The following is a 20539-nucleotide window of genomic DNA, read 5'->3' as shown; positions in this document are numbered from 1 at the left end:
AAAGGCCCTCAGTAGATCCACGCCATGCGTGGATGCGGGATACCGGATCGGGGTCAGAGCCCTGGCCGTCGGCCAGGGATCCGACCGTGTACTTACCGCGTACCGAAACGCGCGCGGCAGCCGTTGCTCACCCACACCTGGCCACGTGAGTAGCCCCAGCTGCGGCCTTCCTGGCAGGCACTGCCGGACAGCTGCTGCTGCAGCACTGGGCGGCCCTGGCGCTCATCCCAGTCGCAGGTCTGCGAGCGGTTGTTGTTGCTGCTGCAGGTAACCGAGTAATTGCTGTTGCCGCCGCCCCAGCCACCGCCACCGCCGCCCCAGCCGCGGGCTTCGGCGAATTCGGCACGGCAGCCGCCACTGACCCAGACCGCGCCGTTGCGCACGCCCCAGGTACGCCCTTCGTTGCAGGGGCTGCCGGACAGCTGGCGGACCAGGCGGGCATTGCGCCAGCCGACCGGGCAGCTGCGCTCACGGTTGTTCTGGCTCTCGCAGCGGATGGTCTCGCCAGGCCGGCCGTTGTTGCCGCCCCAGCCACCGCCATTGCCATTGCCGCCGCCCCAGCCACCGCGGGCCTCGACGAATTCGGCGCGGCAACCGTTGGTGACCCAGATGCTGCCGTTACGGCTGCCCCAGGTGCGTCCTTCATCGCAGTCCGAGCCGGACAGCTGGCGCACCAGCTGCGCATTGCGCCAGCCGGTGTTGCAGACCCGTTCGCGGTTGTTCTGGCTTTCGCAGCGGACCACGCCGCTCTGCGCATGCGCGGAAGGGGCGGGCAGGGCAAGGGTGCCCGCGGCACCCAGGCTGAGGGTTACGGCCAGGCTGGCCAGGGACAGCGGTTTCATGGCGGCATCCCATACGGTGGCAGGTGCCCGACTATAGGGAGGGGGGCGATCAAGCCGGTGTGACTGGCCGGATTTGCCCCGGCCGGGGCCTCGGCCGCAGAATACGAGGCTTTCCGGCCCCCATCCGGTGCCGGCGTTCTCCAGCGGAGCTTCCCCCCATGCGTACCCACTTCTGCGGCCTGGTCGATGAGACCCTGATTGGCCAGACTGTCACCCTCGCCGGCTGGACCGACGTGGCCCGTAACCAGGGCGGCGTCTGCTTCATCGATCTTCGAGATCATGAAGGCATCGTGCAGGTGACCGTGGAAGTCGACAACGCCGACGTGTTCGCCGTGGCCGCGTCGCTGGGCTACGAGGATGTGCTGCAGGTGGAAGGCGTGGTGCGTGCCCGCCACGCGGTGAACGACAAGATGCGCACCGGCAAGGTGGAAGTGATCGCCACCGCCATCACCGTGCTGAACAAGGCCGCGCCGCTGCCGTTCCACGCCCACGAGAATCCGGGCGAGGAAACCCGCCTGAAGTACCGCTACCTGGACCTGCGCCGCCCGGAAATGCAGCGCATGCAGCGCACCCGCATCAAGCTGGTGCAGGCCCTGCGCCGCCATCTGGACGACAAGGGCTTCCAGGACATCGAGACCCCGATCCTGACCAAGGCCACCCCGGAAGGCGCGCGCGACTTCCTGGTGCCGGCGCGCATGCACCCGGGCGAGTTCTACGCCCTGCCGCAGAGCCCGCAGCTGTTCAAGCAGATCCTGATGGTGGCCGGCTTCGACCGCTACTACCAGATCGCGCGCTGCTTCCGCGACGAGGCCCTGCGTGCCGACCGCCAGCTGGAATTCACCCAGCTGGACATGGAATTCGCCTTCGTCCGCGAGCGCGACGTGCAGGACTTCGTCGAGGACATGATCCGCGCCATCTTCAAGGAAGTGGTCGACGTCCAGCTGGATACCAGCTTCCCGCGCATGACCTGGGCCGAGGCAATGCGTCGCTACGGCTCGGACAAGCCGGACCTGCGCATCGCGCTGGAGCTGGTCGACGTGGCCGAGCTGGTCAAGGACAGCGAGTTCGCCGTGTTCACCGGCCCGGCCAATGACGCCGAAGGCCGCGTCGTCGCGCTGCGCATCCCGGGCGGTGCAGCGCTCAGCCGCAAGCAGATCGACGAATACGCAGCGCATGCCGCCAAGTACGGCGCCAAGGGCCTGGCCTACATCAAGATCGCCGACAACGGCGAAGTCAGCTCGCCGATCCAGAAGTTCTTCAGCGAGGAATCCTTCGCTGCGCTGGTCGCCCACGTCGGCGCCGGCAACGGCGACATCGTGTTCTTCGGCGCCGGTGGCTACAACAAGGTCTCCGACTTCATGGGCGCGCTGCGCCTGAAGGCCGGCAAGGACTTCGGCCTGGTCGCCGACGGCTGGGCACCGCTGTGGGTCACCGACTTCCCGATGTTCGAGTGGGACGAGGAAGAACAGCGCTACGTCGCCCTGCATCACCCCTTCACCGCACCGGCCGTGGACGACATCGCCGACCTGCGCGCCAATGCCCGTACCGCCGTTTCGCGCGGTTACGACATGGTGCTCAACGGCAATGAAATCGGCGGCGGTTCGATCCGTATCCATCGTCCGGACATGCAGAGCGCGGTGTTCGAACTGCTCGGCATCGGTGCCGAAGAGGCCCGCGCCAAGTTCGGCTTCCTGCTCGACGCGCTGAACTACGGCGCGCCGCCGCACGGTGGCATCGCCTTCGGTATCGACCGCATCGCCGCGCTGATGGCCGGCACCGAGTCGATCCGCGACGTCATCCCGTTCCCGAAGACCACCGGTGCACAGGATCTGATGACCGACGCGCCGTCGCCGATCGTCGACGCGCAGCTGGCCGAAGTGCACATCCAGGTTCGCCCCAAGACCAACTGATCAGGAGATCCAGGCAATGACCGAGTTTGCGTTTTCGCTGGAGTGGGAAAAGCTGGGCAATGAAGGCTCCGAGGCCACCCTGGTCACCGAGCGTGCGCGCGTGTTCGGTGGTTGGCTGGTTCGCGTCGGAACCAACCCGGCGGCGATGGCCCTGACCTTCGTCGCCGACGGCGAAGGCCGTTGGGACGGTGAAGACTTCGGCGTCGAGGATTACGAGGACGACGAAGAGGAAGAGTACGACGAGGACGAGGAAGGCGAAGAAGAGGACGAGGACGAAGAGGAGTACGAGGAAGAGGACGAGGAAGAAGAAGCGGAATCGCCTGAAAAGGCTTGACCCGCGCTTCGCCCTGACGTCAACTTCCTGCATGTATTCGATCCGCCGCGCCACCGTGGACGACGCGCCGACCCTGTCGGCGCTGGCTGCCCGCACGTTCACCGAAACCTTCGGCCATCTGTATCCGTCGCAGGACCTGCAGGCCTTCCTCGAGGAGGCCTACACGGTCGAGCGCCAGCGCGTGATCCTGGCCCACCCGGATTACGCGGTGTGGCTGTTGGAGCTGGACGGGGAGGCGGTCGGCCATGCCGCCGCCGGCCCCTGTGGCCTGCCGCACCCGGACGTGAAGCCCGGTGACGGCGAACTCAAGCGCCTGTACCTGATCAAGACGCAGCAGAGCTGCGGCTGGGGCAGCCGCCTGCTGGAAACCGCGCTGGCCTGGCTGGAACACGAAGGCCCGCGCACGCTGTGGCTGGGCGTGTGGTCGGAGAACTTCGGCGCACAGCGTTTCTACGCCCGCTATGGATTCGAGAAGGCCGGCGAGTACCTGTTCCCGGTCGGTGATACCCAGGACCTCGAGTTCATCCTGCGCCGCGCACCGCGCGCGACCTGACGTTCACCGCCGCTTGCTGCGCGCGCGTGTTCAATCACCGTACGTTTCCGCCCCGCTGACCGCCAGGCTGTTTGCATGACTCCCCCCGTATTGCTGCTGCATGGCATCTGGAATGCCCGTGCCTGGGTCGGGCCGCTGGCCTGGCGCCTGCGCGCGCGTGGTTTCCAGGTGCACGCGTTCGGTTACTCTTCGGTGTTCGGTGGCCCCGACGTGGCCGTGCCGCAGCTGCTGGAGCGGCTGGCCGATGCCGGCCCGTTGTCGCTGGTCGGCCACAGCCTGGGGGGATTGCTGGCGCTGGAGGCCTTGCGCCGCCAGCCGCAGCTGGATGTGCAGCGCGTGGTCTGCCTGGGCTCGCCGCTGCGCGGCAGTGGCACTGCGCGTTCGCTGTCCGAGCACGGCTGGGGCCTGGCGTTGGGGCGCAGCAGCGATCTGCTGCTCGATGGCCTGCCGGACTGGCAGGGCAGGGCCGAGGTTGGCCTGATCGCCGGTTCGGTGCCGCACGGCCTGGGCAGCCTGCTGGGCGCCATCGACGATGCCTCCGACGGTACCGTGGCCCTGGCCGAGACACGCCTGCCGGGCCTGGCCGACCATTGCGTGGTACGCACCAGCCACAGTGGCCTGGTGGTATCGCCCGATGCCGCGCGGCAGACCGCGCATTTCCTGCGCCACGGCCAGTTCGATCACAGCCGCGACGCCGCCGCTGCGTAAGGCGGTTCGCCGGGCAGGGCGGTGCACTCTCGGTAGCGCCGGGCCATGCCCGGCGGCAGTAGATCCACGCCATGCGTGGATGGCGCCTTCCCGATATCCCTTCGGCCCTAGACACGGTTGCCGCCCCCGATCAGGTAGAATCCGCGCCTTGATCCTGAAGCAGCCAGACGGTAGCACCCATGGGTAGAGGCCCCTCCATCGAAGCCCGCAAGAACGCGTCCGACGCGAAGCGCGGCAAGATTTTCACCAAGATCATCCGCGAGATCGGCGTTGCCGCGCGCGGCGGTGGAGGCGACCCCAACAACAATCCGCGCCTGCGTGTGGCCGTGGACAAGGGCTTGGCCGTGAACATGTCCAAGGACGTGATCGAGCGCGCCATCAAGAAGGCTACCGGTGAACTGGAAGGCGTCGATTACGAGGAAATCCGCTACGAGGGCTACGCCCCGGGTGGCGTGGCCGTGATCGTCGACTGCCTGACCGACAACCGCGTGCGCACGGTGGCCGATGTCCGCCATGCGTTCAGCAAGTGCGGCGGCAACATGGGCACCGAAGGCTCGGTCGCCTTCATGTTCAAGCGCCTGGGCGTGCTCAGCTTCGCCCCGGGAGCCGACGAGGAAGCCATCACCGAAGCGGCCATCGAGGCCGGCGCCGATGACATCGTGGTCTACCCGGACGACGGCTCGATCGACGTGGTCACCAGCCCTGACGCGTTCAACGCGGTCAAGGATGCGATGGCCGCCGCTGGCCATGTCGCCGACCACGCCGAAATCACCTTCCGCGCGGACAACGACATCAAGGTCGAGGGCGAGGTTGCCCTGCAGGTCAAGAAGCTGCTGGACATGCTTGAAGACCTGGACGACGTGCAGGACGTGTACTCCAACGCCGAACTCGGCGCCGACGCCTACGCCTGAGCCGTCCTCGACGGCCTGGGCGCGGGCCGTTGAACGGTCACCGCGGACAGTCATGAGCCCATACGCCTGCCAGCGCCTCCCGTTCCGCCCCGCCAGGAGTGCAGCATGACCCGCATCCTCGGCATCGACCCCGGTTCGCAGCGGACCGGGGTCGGCATCATTGATGTCGACGCCACCGGCCGCGTCAGCCACGTGCACCACCAGCCGCTGGTGCTGCTCGGCGCCGACGATTTCCCGCAGCGCATGAAGCTGCTGGTGCTGGGCCTGGCTGACCTGTGCCGCGAGTACCAGCCGCAGGAAGTGGCCATCGAACGCGTGTTCATGGCCCGCAACCCCGATTCGGCGCTGAAGCTGGGCCAGGCCCGTGGCGCGGCGATTTCCGCCGTGGTGCTGCGTGACCTGCCGGTGCACGAATACGCCGCCAGCGAGATCAAGTTGGCGGTGGTCGGGCGCGGTGGCGCCGAAAAGCAACAGGTTCAACACATGGTCGGGCTCATGCTCAACCTGAAAACCAAGCTGCAGGCCGACGCGGCCGACGCGTTGGCAGTGGCGATCACCCATGCCCACGTAAGGGCAACGGCCAACCGCCTGGGGCTCAGTGCCCGCCAGGCGTGGGGCCGCAAATGAGGAGCTGCACGCAATGATCGGTCGACTGCGCGGCATCGTCGCCTACAAGGCGCCGCCGTGGCTGGTGGTGGACGTGAACGGAGTGGGCTACGAGCTGGAGGCGCCGATGAGCACCTTCTACGACCTGCCCGAGCTCGGCCGCGAGGTCACCCTGTACACCCATTACTCGCAGAAGGAAGACAGCGTCTCGCTGTACGGCTTCCTGCGCGAAGGTGAGCGGCGCCTGTTCCGCGATGTGCAGAAGGTCAGTGGCATCGGCGCGAAGATCGCGCTGGCCGTGCTGTCCGGCGTCACCGTCGAGGAATTCGCGCGCATGGTCCAGGCCGGTGACATCACCGCGCTGACCCGCATTCCGGGCATCGGCAAGAAGACCGCCGAGCGCATGGTGCTGGAGTTGCGCGACCGCGCCGCCCAGTTCGGTGCCGGCGGCGCGCTGCCCACCGGCAGCGGCCCGGCCCCGGCCGATCCGCTGTCCGATGCCACCGTGGCCCTGCAACAGCTGGGCTACAAGCCGGCCGAAGCGGCGCGCATGGCCCGCGATGCCTTCAACGAAGGTGACGAAGTGGCCACCGTGATCCGCAAGGCGCTGCAGTCGGCGCTGCGCTGACCCGCCTTCCTTTCCCCAACCCACCGCCTGAGCCTCGCCAGGAGTCCCATGTCCAGCAGTCAAACCCCGCACGCGGCCGCCCCAGGCGGTCATGGTCACGCCCCTCCAGCCGGAGGCCTGGCGCTGATCATCGGTGCGATCGGCGTGGTCTTCGGCGATATCGGTACCAGCCCGCTGTACACCCTGAAGGAGGCGTTCTCGCCGCACTACGGGCTCAACAGTGACCACGACACCGTGCTGGGCGTGCTGTCGCTGGCGTTCTGGGCGCTGAACATCGTGGTCACGCTGAAGTACGTGACCATCATCATGCGCGCCGACAACGACGGCGAGGGCGGCATCATGGCGCTGATGGCGCTGACCCAGCGCACGCTGCGCAACGGGTCGCGCTCGGCCTATGTGGTCGGCATCCTCGGCATCTTCGGTGCCTCGCTGTTCTTCGGCGATGGCGTGATCACCCCCGCGATATCGGTGCTGGGTGCGGTGGAAGGCCTGGAAGTTGCCGCGCCAGGACTGCACGCCTTCATCGTTCCGATCACCGTGGTGGTACTGCTGGCGGTGTTCGCGGTACAGCGCTTCGGCACCGCGAAGATCGGCAAGCTGTTCGGGCCGATCACCTCGATCTGGTTCATTTCGCTGGCGGCGATCGGCATCTACAACATCGTCGATGCACCGGAAGTGCTGAAGGCGTTCAACCCGTGGTGGGCAATCCGCTTCTTCATGGAGCATGGCTGGCACAGCATCTTCATCCTCGGTGCGGTGGTGCTGGCAGTGACCGGCGGTGAGGCGCTGTACGCCGACATGGGCCACTTCGGTGCCAAGCCGATCCGCCACGCCTGGTACTTCTTCGTGCTGCCGTGCCTGGTGCTGAACTACCTGGGGCAGGGTGCGCTGGTGCTCAACCACCCCGAGGCGGTGAAAAATCCGTTCTTCGAAGCGGTGCCGTCGTGGGCGCTGTATCCGATGATCATCCTGGCCACCATGGCCGCGGTGATTGCTTCGCAGTCGGTCATCACCGGCGCGTTCTCGGTATCGCGCCAGGCCATGCAGCTGGGCTACATCCCGCGCATGCGGATCAAGCACACCTCGCACGACACCATCGGCCAGATCTACATCCCGGGTATCAACTGGGGCATCGCGGTGATGGTGATCGGCCTGGTGCTGGCCTTCCGCAGCTCCTCCAACCTGGCGGTGGCCTACGGCATCTCGGTGTCGGCCACCATGCTGATCGACACCCTGCTGCTGGCCCTGGTGGCGCGCTCGCTGTGGCCGAAGGCGCGCAAGTGGATCCTGCCGCTGTGCGTGGTGTTCTTCGTCATCGACCTCGGCTTCGTCATCGCCAACGGCGCCAAGCTGCTGCAGGGCGCCTGGTTCCCGGTGGTGCTGGGCATCTTCCTGTTCACCATGATGCGCACCTGGCGCCGTGGCCGCGAGCTGCTGCGCGATGAGATCCGCAAGGACGGCATCCGCCTGGATACCTTCCTGCCAGGCCTGATGCTGGCGCCGCCGGTACGCGTGCCGGGCACCGCGGTGTTCCTTACCGCCGACCCGACCGTGGCTCCGCATGCGCTGATGCACAACCTCAAGCACAACAAGGTGCTGCACGAGCGCAACGTGTTCCTGCACGTGGAAACCCTGCCCATTCCCTATGCGATGGAAGGGCAGCGGCTGAAGATCGAATCGGTGGGCGACGAGTTCTACCGCGTCTACGTGCGCTTCGGTTTCATGGAGACCCCGGACGTGCCGCTGGCGCTGATGCGCTCGTGCGACCACGGCGGCATCTACTTCGACCCGATGGACACCACCTTCTTCGCCAGCCGCGAAACCATCGTCGCCACCGCCAACCGCGGCATGCCGATCTGGCGTGACAAGCTGTTCGCGCTGATGCACAGGAACGCCGCTCCGGCCACGGGCTTCTTCCGGATTCCGGGCAACAGATTGGTGGAACTGGGCGCGCAGGTGGAGATTTAATCTCCACCTGCGCTACGTCCCACGATTTGCTGCGCAAACCGTGGGTCCCGCGCGCATTCCACCTTATCCCCGCGCCTGTCGGCGCGCCCCCTTGAACAACAAGGGGGCTCCACTTGCGGAGATGCCGCGCGCTTGAAGCTTGGCCCACTCTGCTCTCCAGTTTCCTCCACGCCTGGATCTACCGTGCCGACCAACGGTCGGCACCCACTAAAGCAGAACGCCGTTCCGACAGGCCGCAGGAAACTGTCGAAGGCGGGGTGGGTCCGCTTGCGGGGGCGTGAGCCGCATGGATGCGGCGACCGAGCTTACATGGACGTACTACTTGCAGCGTCCCCCGCAACCGGACCCACCCCGCCATTCCCCAGGAACTCAGCTTTGGCTGTTGCTCCGGCCGTTGCAGTTGCTTCTGCGGGTGGCGGGCGCAGCCCGGCCGAAACCCGCGCTTTTGCCGCATAATCAGCACATGACCGACGACCGCATCATCGGCGCCGGCGCCACCCGCGAGGATGACGCCGCCGACGCCAGCATCCGCCCCAAGCGCCTTGCCGACTACCTCGGCCAGGTGCCGGTGCGCGAGCAGATGGAGATCTACATCCAGGCGGCCAAGGGGCGCGGCGACGCGCTCGACCACGTGCTGATCTTCGGGCCGCCCGGCCTGGGCAAGACCACCCTCAGCCATGTCATCGCCAACGAACTGGGCGTGGCCCTGCGGGTCACCTCCGGCCCGGTGATCGAGAAGGCCGGCGACCTCGCCGCGCTGCTGACCAACCTGCAGCCGCACGATGTGCTGTTCATCGACGAGATCCATCGCCTGTCGCCGGTGGTGGAGGAAGTGCTGTACCCGGCGATGGAAGATTTCCAGATCGACATCATGATCGGCGAGGGCCCCGCCGCCCGCTCGATCAAGATCGACCTGCCGCCGTTCACCCTGATCGGTGCCACCACCCGTGCTGGCCTTCTGACCGCGCCGTTGCGCGACCGCTTCGGCATCGTCCAGCGCCTGGAGTTCTACAGTGTCGAGGAGCTGACCCGGATCGTGCGCCGCTCGGCAGCCATCCTGGCCATCGACTGCACCGCCGATGGGGCAGGGGAGATCGCGCGCCGCGCGCGTGGCACCCCGCGTATCGCCAACCGCCTGCTGCGCCGCGTGCGCGACTATGCGCAGGTGAAGGCCGGCGGCCACATCGACGAGGCCGTGGCCCAGGCCGCGATGAAGATGCTCAAGGTCGACCCGGAGGGCTTCGACGAGCTTGACCGGCGCCTGCTCAAGACCATGGTCGACTACTTCGACGGCGGCCCGGTCGGCATCGAATCGCTGGCGGCGGCGCTGTCTGAAGAGCGCGGCACGCTGGAAGACGTGGTCGAGCCGTACCTGATCCAGCAGGGCTTCCTGGTGCGCACCGCGCGTGGCCGCATGGCCACCCACAAGGCCTACCGGCACATGGGCCTGAAGCCGAAGAACCCGCCGCAGGACCTGTTCGCGGAGGTTCCCGATGTCGGTTGAGCCCCGATTCAGTTGGCCGACACGCATTTACTGGGAAGATACCGACGCAGGTGGCGTGGTCTACCACGCCCGCTACGTGGCCTTCATGGAACGGGCCCGGACCGAATGGATGCGTGCGCTGGGCTACGGCCAGGAGCGCATGCGCGCCGAGCACGGGATGGTCTTTGCGGTGCGCTCGATGCAGATGGATTTCATCAAGCCGGCACGGCTGGATGACACCCTGCAGGTGAGTGCCCGTCTGGTCCAGCTGAAGAAGGCCAGCATGGTCTTCGACCAGCAGATCCTGCGCGACGGCGAGCTGCTGCTGTCGGCGCAGGTCCGCATCGCCGCACTGGAAGCGGCCAGTTTCCGCCCGCGTGGCATGGACGAGGCCGTCCTTGCCGTGCTGCAACCCCACCTCCACCCCGAATCCGAACACTGAGGAACAACGGATGATCGCAACGCTCCTGGCCCTGCAGGCCACGGTCACCGAGGCACTGCCGGCCGACGTCAGCAATGCCGCGACACAGACCCTTGCCCAGGCCACCACTGGCGGCGGCATCAACTACCTCGAACTGATGGCCAAGGCCAGCCTGCCGGTGAAGATCATCGTGCTGCTGCTGCTGGTCGGCTCGTTCGTCAGCTGGGTGATCATTTTCCGCAAGGCCCGCGTGTTCAAGCAGGCCACCCGCGAAGCCGACGAGTTCGAGAACCGCTTCTGGTCCGGTGCGGACCTGGGCAAGCTGTACAGCTCGGCCACCGACCGCAGCCGCAATGTCGGCGGCCTGGAAGCCATCTTCGAAGCCGGCTTCCGCGAGTACACCCGCCTGCGCGACAAGCGCCGCCTGGACGGCCGTGCCCAGCTGGAAGGCGCACAGCGTGCCATGCGCACCACCTACACCCGCGAAGTGGACCAGCTTGAGCGCAACCTGGAACTGCTGGCCAACATCGGCTCGACCGCGCCTTACGTGGGCCTGGTCGGTACCGTGTTCGGCATCATGGTGACCATGCACGACATGATCAGCAGCGGTGCGCAGGCCGGCATCGCCGCCGTCGCGCCGGGCATCTCCGAGGCACTGTTCGCCACCGCCATCGGCCTGTTCGTGGCGATCCCGGCGGTGTGGGCCTACAACCGCTTCACCACGCGCGTGGAGCGCATGTCGGTGCGGTTCGAGACCTTCGCCGAAGAGTTCAGCTCCATCCTGCAGCGCCAGAGCGCTGGCGACGAGTAAGCGCCTGACCCGGGAGTCCAAGCCATGTCCGCTGCCATCGGTCGCCGCAAGCGCCGCAAGCTGAAATCGGAAATCAACGTCGTTCCCTACATCGACGTCATGCTGGTGCTGCTGATCATTTTCATGGTCACCGCACCGCTGCTCACCCTGAGCTTCGACGTCGACCTGCCGCAGTCCAACGCCAAGGCGCTGGAGAGCAAGCAGGATCCGGTGATCGTCTCGGTGCGCCAGGACGGCCAGTTCAGCCTGAAGCTGCCCGACGCCAAGGACCCGACCGCCGTGTCGGCCGAGGAACTGGAAGGCCGTCTGGCCGGCATCGCCGCCCAGGACAAGGGCGTGCGCGTGATCGTCGCCGCCGACCGCGCCGTGGCCTATGAAAAGGTCATTGCTGCAATGGATGTGATCAAGCGCGCCAAGGTAGACAAGGTAGGCCTGGCCACCGATGCACGCTGACGCCCTGCCACCCCCGCATCAGCGCGAACCCGGCTGGGGCTTGCCCCTGGCGCTGGCGTTGCTGGTGCACCTGCTGGTCGCGCTGGTGTTCATCGTGGCCTGGTTCTGGTCGCCCGAGCGCAACACCGATGCCGCCGCCGGCGATCCCTCGGTCGAGGCCAGCCTGGCGCTGTCCGCGTCCGAGGCCTCCGCTGCACGCCAGGCCCTGCGCCAGTCGGAAAAGCTGGAAGACCTGCCGCCGCCGGTGGCCGAGCCGATCCCGGTGCCGGAAGACACCATCCCGCCGCCGCAGCCGATTCCCGAGCCGCGCCCGCAGGACGCCCCCACGCCGCAGCAGCAACAGGCGCAGGAGCGTGTCGCGCAGCCGGACACCAAGGACCAGGAAGCGGTGAGCGCGCTGGCCATCTCGCAAGAGAAGGCCAAGCAGGAACAGGAAGCCAAGCGCCGCCAGGAGCAGATCGACCTGACCGAACGCAAGCGCCAGGAAGAAGCGGAGCAGAAGCTGCGCCTGGCCAAGCAGCAGGAAGCGGACGAAAAAAAGAAGCAGGCCGAGCAGGAGCGCGTGGCGGCTGACAAGGCCGAGGCCGAGAAGCAGAAGAAGATCGCCGAGATCCGTGCCCGCCGCGAGCAGGCCGAGAAGGAAGCCAAGCTGGCCGAGCAGAAGCTGCGTCAGGTGGCAGCCGCGCGTAATGCTGCCGGCAGTGCCGCTGCCGGTTCCAGCGGTGCCTCCCAGCCGGCCGCCGGTGGCGGTGGCAACAGCGATGATCTTTCGGCCAAGTACGCGGCCGCGATCCAGGCCAAGGTGCTGTCGCAGTGGGTGCGCCCGGATACGGTGCCGCTCGGCCAGCGTTGCCAGATCACCATCACCCAGATTCCGGGGGGCACGGTGATGCAGGCCAAGGTCAGCCCGAACTGCCCGTACGACGAGGCCGGCAAGCGTTCGATCGAGGCCGCCGTGCTCAACGCGCAGCCGCTGCCGTACCGCGGCTTCGAGTCTGTGTTCGCACGCACGCTCAACTTCACCTTTACTGCCCAGGATCGCTGAGGCGGGCAAGGCAAGGTGGCTCTCGGGTCACCTCCGCCCACGGATGTCGCGCTTGCCTCTGGCGGGCCCGGTTTCAGCCGGGCAGGCTGGGGGCTGCTGTGGAATACCACCCTGTGGGGCGGTGTGGCCGGGGCAGGCGGTGCGATGTTAGCCACGACGTTAACGGTGCGTGAGAGGACGGGCTGGAACTGACCCGGAATTCACGTACCCTTGGTTCATGATTGCGAAGCGGTTCACTCCCGCTTTGTTATCCCTCGTTCCGGTTTCCCCCTATTGAGCGCTCCATGAAAAAGATGCCTCGCTGGCTTGCCGTGTTTGCGGCCCTGTTGCTGCCCTTTGCTGCCGTCGCGCAGCAGAAGGGGCTGGATATCGACATCATCGGCGGCAATGCCTCCGCGCTGCCGATCACCATCGTGCCGATGCCCTACCAGGGTTCGGCGGCTGCACCGCAGACCGACGTCGCCGGCGTGGTCCGCGCCGACCTCGAGCGTTCGGGCCAGTTCCGCACGCTGCCGGAAGCACAGATCGTCGAAAAGCCCGTGCGGGGCGGCGACATCCAGTTCGCCACCTGGCGCGCGCTGAAGCAGAACTACATCGTGGTCGGCCGCGTGCTCGACGCCGGTGCCGGCGCCTACCGTGTCGAGTACGAACTGTTCGACGTACCGAAGGGCGAGCGCCTGCTGGGCCTGGCGATGACCGCCCGTGGCAACGCCATGCGTGACGTCGCCCACCAGATGGCCGACGCCATCTACGAGAAGATCACCGGTGTCCGTGGCGCCTTCTGGACCCGCATCGCCTACGTGACCGCCAGCGGCAAGGGCGACGCCATGCGCTACGCGCTGATGGTGGCCGACTCCGATGGCTACAACCCGCAGACCATCGTGCGTTCGGCCGAGCCGCTGCTGTCGCCGTCGTGGAGCCCGGATGGCAGCAAGCTGGCCTACGTCAGCTTCGAGCGTGGCAATTCGGCCATCTACATCCAGAACATCGGCACCGGTGCGCGTGAGCTGGTCACCAGCTTCCGCGGCATCAACAGCGCCCCGGCGTTCTCGCCGGACGGCCGCAAACTGGCCCTGACCCTGTCGCGTTCGGGTAACCCGGAAATCTACGTGATGGACCTGGGCAGTAAGCAGCTGACCCAGCTGACCAACCACTTCGCCATCGATACCGAGCCGACCTGGGCACCGGACGGCAGCGCGGTGTACTTCACCTCCGACCGCGGCGGCCGTCCGCAGGTCTACAAGGTCGGTGCGGGCGGCGGCAGCGCCGAGCGCGTGACCTTCCAGGGCAACTACAATGCCAAGCCCTCGGTGTCCTACGATGGCAAGAAGATCGCCGTCGCCCAGGGCTCGGGCAACAGCTACAAGATCGCGATGATGGACAGCTCGCTGGGTTCGCCCCGCTGGAGCACGCTGTCCCCGGGTTCGCTGGATGAATCTCCGAGCTTTGCGCCCAACGCAAGCATGGTGTTGTACGCCGCCCGCGAGGGTGGCCGTGGTGTGCTGTACGCCGTTTCTGCCGATGCGCGCGTGCGCCAGCGGTTGGTTCTGGCTGACGGAGATGTGCGCGAACCGGCATGGTCCCCATACCGTACCCAGCGCTAAAAGAGTGTTAATATTTTCGCTGTCTTGAACCCCTCATCGGCCTAGGAGCCACAAAGGTATCGCCATGAACAAGTCCACCCGCGTTCTGCTTGTTTCCCTGCTGTCTGTGGCCGTCCTGGCCGGTTGCTCGAAGAAGGTGAAGGAAGAGCCGGCAGCCCCGGTTGACACCGGCACCTCGACCACCACCCCGACCGCTCCGTCGACCTCCGGCCTGTACGGCCCGGGCGACCTGGACACCGACGCTTGCCTGCGCCAGCGCGTTGTCTACTTCGACCTGGACAAGGAAGACGTGAAGCCGGAATTCCAGGCCATCATGGCGTGCCACGCCAAGTACCTGCGTGACCGTCCGTCCTCGCGCATCACCCTGCAGGGCCACACCGACGAGCGCGGTTCGCGCGCGTACAACCAGGCCCTGGGCGAGCGTCGTGGCAACGGCGTCAACTCGGCCCTGCAGGCCAACGGTGGCTCGGCTTCGCAGCTGACCGTCGTGTCCTACGGTGAAGAGCGTCCGGTCTGCACCGAGTCGAACGAGTCCTGCTGGTCGCAGAACCGTCGCGTCGAAATCGTCTACACCGCGCAGTAATCCATGCGTATTGGCATCAAACTGATGCTGGTCGTTGCGGCAGCCCTCGTGGCTGCCGCACCGGCGCATGCACAGCGACAGAGCCTGGCCGACCGCGTTGGCGCGATCGAGCAGCAGATGTACAACAACAGTGCCAACCAGGACCTGTTGAGCCAGATCAATCAGCTGCGGCAGCAGGTCACCAGCCTGCAGGCCTCGATCGAGCAGTTGCAGCACGACAACGCCCAGCTCAAGCAGTCCGCCCAGGACCAGTACCTGGATCTGGACAGCCGCCTGAACCGGTTGGAAGGGGGCAATGCCGCCCCGGCCCTGCCGCCCGTTCCGGCGAGCGCGCCGAAGGCCGCCCCGGCCCCGGCAAAACCCGCAGCGGCGGCCACTTCCGAGCGGCCGCCTTCCGTCCATGGTGATGCCGGCAGCCTTGCCGCCACCGGCGACGAGCGCACCTCCTACAACGTCGCCTTCGATTCGCTGAAGGCCGGCAAGTACGATGATTCGGCGCAGCTGTTCCTGAGCTTCCTGCAGCTGTACCCGAACGGCGTCTACGCGCCGAACGCGCTGTACTGGCTGGGCGAGAGCTACTACGCCACCCGCAATTTCCCGATGGCGGAGACCCAGTTCCGTGAACTGCTCTCGCGCTATCCGACCCACGACAAGGCCGCTGGCGGCCTGCTCAAGGTCGGCCTCTCGCAGTATGGCGAGGGCAAGGTCGACCAGGCCCAGCAGACGCTGGAGACCGTCGTGGCGCAGTACCCTGGCTCGGACGCCGCGCGCACCGCGCAGGACCGCCTGCAGTCGATCCGCCTCGGCAAGCAGATCCGCTGATCCGCTGACCGGGCGTACAATGGGTGCCCTGTAGAGCCGAGCCCACGCTCGGCTGCTTTCGTTTCCGGACCGGCAAACCCGCCCGGATCCGGTAGCGCCGGGCCATGCCCGGCGGCTTGCATCACCGGCTAGGCCACACCCGACCGGCTGCAGTTGTAGAGCCGAGCCATGCTCGGCTGCTTTCGTTACCGGCCACGGTAGCCCACCCGCCACGTGTCCCACCAAGAAGTCCCCGCCATGACCGCCGTTACCTCGTCCAGCGCCGCAGCCACGCCCAGTGAGATCGTGCAGTCGCCCCTGCCACGCCTGAAGATCACCGAGATCTTCACCTCGCTGCAGGGCGAAGCCGATACCGCTGGCTGGCCGACCGTGTTCGTGCGCCTGACCGGCTGCCCGCTGCGTTGCCAGTACTGCGACACCGCCTATGCCTTCCATGGCGGCACCTGGTGGGACATCGACGACATCGTGGCCGAGGTGCTGGCCCAGGGCGTGCGCCACGTCTGCGTGACTGGTGGCGAGCCGCTGGCGCAGAAGCGCTGCCTGGTGCTGCTGCAGAAGCTGTGCGATGCCGGCATGGACGTCTCGCTGGAAACCTCCGGTGCGCTGGACGTCAGCGCTGTGGACCCCCGGGTATCGCGCGTGGTCGACATCAAGACCCCGGGTTCGGCCGAAGTGGCGCGCAACCGCTGGGACAACCTGCCGTTGCTGACCGCCCGCGACCAGATCAAGTTCGTCATCTGCAGCCGCGAGGATTACGACTGGGCCAAGTCCCAGTTGGCCGAGCACGATCTGGTGAAGCGTTGCACCGTGTTCTTCTCGCCGAGCAAGGGTGAGATCACCGCGCGCCAGCTGGCCGACTGGATCGTCGAGGACCGGCTGCCGGTGCGCTTCCAGATGCAGTTGCATAAAATCCTGTGGAACGATGAGCCGGGCCGATGAGCCCAGGCAGCGTTCCCTGATGTAGCTCCGGCGCGGGACAGCGTGCTGGCTTTCCCCTCCCAACCGGATGTTTTACCCATGAAGAAGGCAGTCGTGCTTCTCTCCGGCGGCATGGATTCAGCCGCCGTCATCGCCATGGCCCAGGAACAGGGCTTCGCCGTGCATGCCCTGAGCGTGCGCTACGGCCAGCGCCATACTTCCGAACTGGATGCCGCCGCCCGCGTGGCCAAGGCCCAGGGCGTTATCGCGCACAAGACCGTGGACGTGGACCTGCGCAGCATCGGCGGCTCGGCGTTGACCGACGACATCGACGTGCCCGAGGCCGGCGGTGCCGGCATTCCGGTCACCTACGTGCCGGCGCGCAACACCATCATGCTGTCGCTGGCGTTGGGCTGGGCCGAAGTGCTCGGCGCAAACGACATCTTCTGCGGCGTCAACGCCGTGGACTACTCCGGCTACCCGGACTGCCGTCCCGAGTTCGTGGCCGCGTTCCAGGCGCTGGCCAACCTGGCCACCAAGTCGGGCGTGGAAGGCGCGGGCATCAAGGTGCACGCACCGCTGCAGTTCCTCAGCAAGGGCCAGATCGTCAGCGAAGGCGTGCGCCTGGGCGTGGACTTCGGCCTCACCGTGTCCTGCTACAACGCCGACGCCAACGGCGCCGCCTGCGGCCACTGCGATGCCTGCCGCCTGCGCGCGCAGGGCTTCACCGAGGCCGGCGTAGCCGACCCGACGCTGTACGCCTGAAATACGGGTGCCGGGCATGGCCCGGCGCCGCCGGGGTCTGGAATCTGGTAGTGCCGGCCGCTGGCCGGCATTCCCGTGGGTGCCAACCTTGGTTGGCACTGTCCGCAGGGCATGGCCCGGCGCTACCGCTGCCGCAACCACCCAGATGCTTCAATAAACGCCCGCACCGCCTTCGGATCGGCATAGTCCAGTTCGATCATCCGCGCGATCCCCGCCTTCTCATCAGCCTGTTGTCGCATGTACCCCTGCGCGATGCGATACCCGGCGTAATAGCCCACATCACTCACCCCGAACGGATTGCGGGCGCTGTTGTAGAGCCATTTGTCGAGATTTTCCCCGTTCATCTCAGCAATGAAGCGCGTGCGGATTTCCGCTTCGTGTGTTGCGCCGTAGTCGTAGAAGGGTAATGCCGGCCGGCGCCCACTGATGCGCTCCGCCACATACTCGGCCACACCCTCGCGCACCGCGTACTGGGCCAGGCTGCCGGTGGTCTCGCGTTGCTGCGTATGCACGTACTCGTGCAGGTTGTTCTGCGCGTTGTTCGCCCCCGGACGGCTGTCGTAGAAGATCCGCAGGCGGCTGCGCATCGGCTCCGGCAGCTCGCTCACGTCCACGCGCTCATCGCCCAGCGCCATCTCCGCTCCGATCAGCACCTTGTCACCCAGCGTCGTGCCGCCGGTACGCAGAACACCGACCGCATAGGTGATGTTGGCGGGGCGCAGGGCGGGGTAAAGCTCCCGGAACGCAGCCAGGTCCCGTTCCAGGGTGGCGCTGGCCTGCTGCGCGTTGGCGGTCAATGGCCGTACCGACGTCCAGAAGCGCGGCCACGTACGCATGGCCGTGGCGTATTCGCGAGCGGTGTAGTTGCGCACCTGCATCAGCGCATGCAGGCCGGGGCTGCCTGGATCGATGTAGCGCTCCTGCACCAGTGCGACCTGGCGTTCAACGTCGGGCTCGGTGCGCACGGCGTCATAGGTAGCCCAGAAGCGGCCGATATCATCAGTGACGACCTGGGGCGGGGCGGCCAGTGTTGCGCAGGGCAGCAGCAGGGCGGCAATGAGGCAGAAGGGCAGGCGCATCCGTGGCTCCGGGGAAGGATCACAGATGGGATGCGACGGAGGCCCGGAAGGTTTAAGCGGGCTCACCGGATCGGGTAGTGCCGGCCGCTGGCCGGCAACCTCATGCACCAGGGTTTCACCCGGCCCGGCAAAGTAGGGTAGAATGCCCACCCCGCCGAAAGGCTGGGGCAGTGCAATGGGCCGTTAGCTCAGTCGGTAGAGCAGAAGACTTTTAATCTTTTGGTCGAAGGTTCGAATCCTTCACGGCCCACCATTGCATCCAATGACCCAGGTCATTCAGAAAGGCACCGCAATGCGGTGCCTTTTTTGTGGCGCTCGTCCAGGGCAACTACTTCGTCCGCGCATTCTTCGCTTTAGCCGCCGCCGCGTCGGCAGCCTCCTGTGCGGCCGTTGCTGCCGCATTCGCAGAACGTGCCGCCTCCGCTCTTGCCGCCTCGAAATAGGTGAGCCGCTGCAGACTGGTTCTGCGTTCCAGTTCCATTGCTGCGGCGAAGCTCTCCGGATGCTTTGCAGCACAGGCCTCCTGCACCAGTTGCACGGCACGATCAGACAGCCCGGGCTGGATGTTGCCGAGCAGGCAGTCGGCATACGGTACGGGCGCGGCCGGGCTGGCGGCCAGCGCGGCGATGAGTACGGCACTCAACATGCAAACCTCCTTGTAGGTTTCGAAGGGACTGGCGACCAGCCCGTCCCAAGTATGGACCGGTTCTGGGTAAAGCGGCGGGTACGCCGGCCGGATATCCCGGCACACCCGTTCCGCCAGCCTGCGGCAGGCGAAGAACAACCCATCGCCCCCCCTTCATCCAGATGGCAGTCGGGCATGGCCATCGACCGGCAGCGCTCAGCGGCGTGCAGCATTTCCGCCACGGTCAGCATGCCAACGGCTGCACGCTTCGCGCGTGCCATCGCGGATGCGCTTGAGGCATCCCCAGAATGCGCATCCACGCATGGCGTGGATCTACTTTCGCCTGAGAACAATCGCTGCGATGACGGCTGCGATGCCGACCGGGATCAGGACGACCGCCAGAAGAATGATCCAGTGCCAAATGCTGAAGCCCCCCATGTCCCAACTCCTTGTAGGAAACGACGAATGCTAGCAAACGCGATTGCAGTCATTTCCCGATACAGTTCAAGCATCGCGCAGCGCCGTAGCATACGTGCAGGCATGCCGCATCGGCCGACGCTTTGGCCTTGGCGTTATGCTCGGCACTTTCCCAGGATGGGCCGCTCCATGCGCTTGATCGTGCTGTCGCTGTTGTTGTCCGCTGTCTCCGCCGCGCCGTTGATGGCCGCCGAGCCGGCGCCGTCCGCACAGGCCGCTGCCGCGACCCCGCTGGTCATCGGCGAGACCTTCACCATTGAATCGAAGGCGCTGGGCGAAACCCGCCGCATCAATGTCTACCGCCCGCAGCCGTGGGGCCTGGACCCGAAGGCGGCGTTGCCGGTGCTGTACATGGCCGATGGCGGCATCGGCGAGGACTTCCTGCATGTGGCCGGGCTGGTGCAGGTGCTGAGCGGCAACGGCAGCATGCGTCCGTTCCTGCTGGTCGGCATCGAGAACACCGAGCGCCGCCGCGACATGACGGGCCCCAGCAGCGACCCGCAGGACCAGAAGATCGCGCCCCGCATCGGCGGTTCAGCGGCCTACCGCAGCTTCCTGCGCGATGAACTGATGCCGCAGGTGCGCCAACGCTACCCGACCACCGACGAGCGCGCGCTGATCGGTGAATCGCTGGCCGGCCTGTTCGTGGTCGAGACGTTGCTGCAGGAGCCGACACTCTTCAACAGCTACATCGCGCTGGACCCCAGCCTGTGGTGGAACCGGGGCACGATGTTGGCCGCTGCGGCCAAGCAGTTGCCGGCGGTGACGCGTGCGCAGCCGCGTGTGTTCCTGGCCAGCAGTGGGCAGCCGGAGCTGGCTGCGTCCGCCGCGCAGTTGGCCACGCTGCTGCAGCAGGCGTCGCCGTCGCCGCTGGTGAAGTACCTGCCACTGCCGGAGGAAACCCACGCGACGATCTATCATCCGGCCGCCTTGCAGGCACTGCGCACGCTGTTCCCGGCGCCGCCGCAGGCCTCGCCCTGATCCGGCGTGGCA

At 66.7% G+C, this 20539-nt stretch carries 22 protein-coding genes and 1 tRNA gene; 20 read left to right on the top strand and 3 right to left on the bottom strand.

Annotation, left to right across the window (positions count from 1 at the left end):
• Positions 1–92 precede the first annotated feature (92 nt).
• Positions 93–842, bottom strand: coding sequence for a DUF3011 domain-containing protein (locus ACZK3W_RS17215; protein WP_182266580.1), 750 nt, complete (start codon positions 840–842; stop codon positions 93–95).
• 158 nt (positions 843–1000) lie between these two features.
• Between ACZK3W_RS17215 and aspS the strand changes: the two genes are divergently transcribed.
• From aspS to queC, 18 genes are all read left to right on the top strand, one after another.
• Entirely contained in the window at positions 1001–2752 is a 1752-nt protein-coding gene (aspS, locus tag ACZK3W_RS17210) for an aspartate--tRNA ligase (protein ID WP_197615801.1), read from the top strand.
• A gap of 16 nt (positions 2753–2768) precedes the next feature.
• Positions 2769–3086, top strand: coding sequence for a hypothetical protein (locus ACZK3W_RS17205; RefSeq protein ID WP_032128534.1), 318 nt, complete (start codon positions 2769–2771; stop codon positions 3084–3086).
• Positions 3087–3117: 31 nt separating this feature from the next.
• Positions 3118–3639 carry a GNAT family N-acetyltransferase gene (locus ACZK3W_RS17200; RefSeq protein WP_197615800.1) on the top strand — a complete coding sequence of 174 codons (522 nt, stop codon included), beginning with the start codon at positions 3118–3120 and terminating at the stop codon, positions 3637–3639.
• Between the two features lie 75 nt (positions 3640–3714).
• On the top strand, positions 3715–4347 hold the full coding sequence (locus tag ACZK3W_RS17195) for an esterase/lipase family protein (RefSeq protein ID WP_032128532.1): 633 nt from the start codon (positions 3715–3717) through the stop codon (positions 4345–4347).
• Positions 4348–4526: 179 nt separating this feature from the next.
• The gene (locus ACZK3W_RS17190; RefSeq protein WP_032128531.1) at positions 4527–5258 is read left to right on the top strand and encodes a YebC/PmpR family DNA-binding transcriptional regulator; all 732 of its coding nucleotides are present in this window, start codon (positions 4527–4529) and stop codon (positions 5256–5258) included.
• A 105-nt stretch (positions 5259–5363) separates the two neighbouring features.
• A complete protein-coding gene (ruvC, locus tag ACZK3W_RS17185) occupies positions 5364–5885 on the top strand; it encodes a crossover junction endodeoxyribonuclease RuvC (protein WP_032128530.1) in 522 nt (173 codons plus the stop codon).
• A 13-nt stretch (positions 5886–5898) separates the two neighbouring features.
• Entirely contained in the window at positions 5899–6492 is a 594-nt protein-coding gene (gene ruvA / locus ACZK3W_RS17180) for a Holliday junction branch migration protein RuvA (protein WP_005410756.1), read from the top strand.
• 48 nt (positions 6493–6540) lie between these two features.
• Complete coding sequence (locus tag ACZK3W_RS17175) at positions 6541–8460, top strand: potassium transporter Kup (RefSeq protein ID WP_032128529.1); 1920 nt, start codon at positions 6541–6543, stop codon at positions 8458–8460.
• Between the two features lie 463 nt (positions 8461–8923).
• The gene (ruvB, locus tag ACZK3W_RS17170; RefSeq protein ID WP_010481595.1) at positions 8924–9964 is read left to right on the top strand and encodes a Holliday junction branch migration DNA helicase RuvB; all 1041 of its coding nucleotides are present in this window, start codon (positions 8924–8926) and stop codon (positions 9962–9964) included.
• Positions 9954–10385, top strand: a complete 432-nt coding sequence (gene ybgC / locus ACZK3W_RS17165) for a tol-pal system-associated acyl-CoA thioesterase (RefSeq protein ID WP_071229045.1) — start codon at positions 9954–9956, stop codon at positions 10383–10385. The genes ruvB and ybgC overlap by 11 nt, the downstream gene beginning before the upstream one ends.
• A gap of 10 nt (positions 10386–10395) precedes the next feature.
• Complete coding sequence (tolQ, locus tag ACZK3W_RS17160) at positions 10396–11175, top strand: protein TolQ (protein ID WP_006438802.1); 780 nt, start codon at positions 10396–10398, stop codon at positions 11173–11175.
• 24 nt (positions 11176–11199) lie between these two features.
• On the top strand, positions 11200–11628 hold the full coding sequence (gene tolR / locus ACZK3W_RS17155; RefSeq protein WP_197615799.1) for a protein TolR: 429 nt from the start codon (positions 11200–11202) through the stop codon (positions 11626–11628).
• Entirely contained in the window at positions 11618–12673 is a 1056-nt protein-coding gene (tolA, locus tag ACZK3W_RS17150) for a cell envelope integrity protein TolA (RefSeq protein WP_005410750.1), read from the top strand. The genes tolR and tolA overlap by 11 nt, the downstream gene beginning before the upstream one ends.
• A 284-nt stretch (positions 12674–12957) precedes the next feature.
• Complete coding sequence (tolB, locus tag ACZK3W_RS17145; protein WP_032128528.1) at positions 12958–14277, top strand: Tol-Pal system beta propeller repeat protein TolB; 1320 nt, start codon at positions 12958–12960, stop codon at positions 14275–14277.
• Positions 14278–14341: 64 nt separating this feature from the next.
• Complete coding sequence (gene pal / locus ACZK3W_RS17140; RefSeq protein WP_032128527.1) at positions 14342–14860, top strand: peptidoglycan-associated lipoprotein Pal; 519 nt, start codon at positions 14342–14344, stop codon at positions 14858–14860.
• Between the two features lie 3 nt (positions 14861–14863).
• Positions 14864–15682 (top strand): tol-pal system protein YbgF, encoded by an 819-nt coding sequence (ybgF, locus tag ACZK3W_RS17135; protein WP_197615798.1) that lies wholly within the window; start codon positions 14864–14866, stop codon positions 15680–15682.
• 237 nt (positions 15683–15919) lie between these two features.
• The gene (queE, locus tag ACZK3W_RS17130) at positions 15920–16621 is read left to right on the top strand and encodes a 7-carboxy-7-deazaguanine synthase QueE (protein ID WP_197615797.1); all 702 of its coding nucleotides are present in this window, start codon (positions 15920–15922) and stop codon (positions 16619–16621) included.
• 78 nt (positions 16622–16699) lie between these two features.
• Entirely contained in the window at positions 16700–17365 is a 666-nt protein-coding gene (gene queC, locus ACZK3W_RS17125; RefSeq protein WP_049422913.1) for a 7-cyano-7-deazaguanine synthase QueC, read from the top strand.
• Positions 17366–17487: 122 nt separating this feature from the next.
• Here queC and ACZK3W_RS17120 read toward each other — a convergent pair whose 3' ends face one another.
• Entirely contained in the window at positions 17488–18444 is a 957-nt protein-coding gene (locus tag ACZK3W_RS17120) for a DUF2268 domain-containing putative Zn-dependent protease (RefSeq protein WP_197615796.1), read from the bottom strand.
• A gap of 177 nt (positions 18445–18621) precedes the next feature.
• Here ACZK3W_RS17120 and ACZK3W_RS17115 point away from each other — a divergent pair.
• A tRNA-Lys gene (locus ACZK3W_RS17115) sits at positions 18622–18697 on the top strand.
• A 75-nt stretch (positions 18698–18772) separates the two neighbouring features.
• Here ACZK3W_RS17115 and ACZK3W_RS17110 read toward each other — a convergent pair.
• Positions 18773–19090, bottom strand: a complete 318-nt coding sequence (locus ACZK3W_RS17110) for a hypothetical protein (RefSeq protein WP_049463266.1) — start codon at positions 19088–19090, stop codon at positions 18773–18775.
• 585 nt (positions 19091–19675) lie between these two features.
• On the opposite strand from ACZK3W_RS17110, the gene ACZK3W_RS17105 reads away from it, so the two are divergent.
• Positions 19676–20527, top strand: a complete 852-nt coding sequence (locus ACZK3W_RS17105; protein ID WP_197631832.1) for an alpha/beta hydrolase-fold protein — start codon at positions 19676–19678, stop codon at positions 20525–20527.
• Positions 20528–20539: the final 12 nt, after the last annotated feature.

The organism is Stenotrophomonas sp. 80084_Sma, from assembly GCF_056481995.1.
The sequence above is the reverse complement of the archived record's forward strand: the minus strand, read 5'-3'. Positions and strand labels throughout refer to the sequence as shown.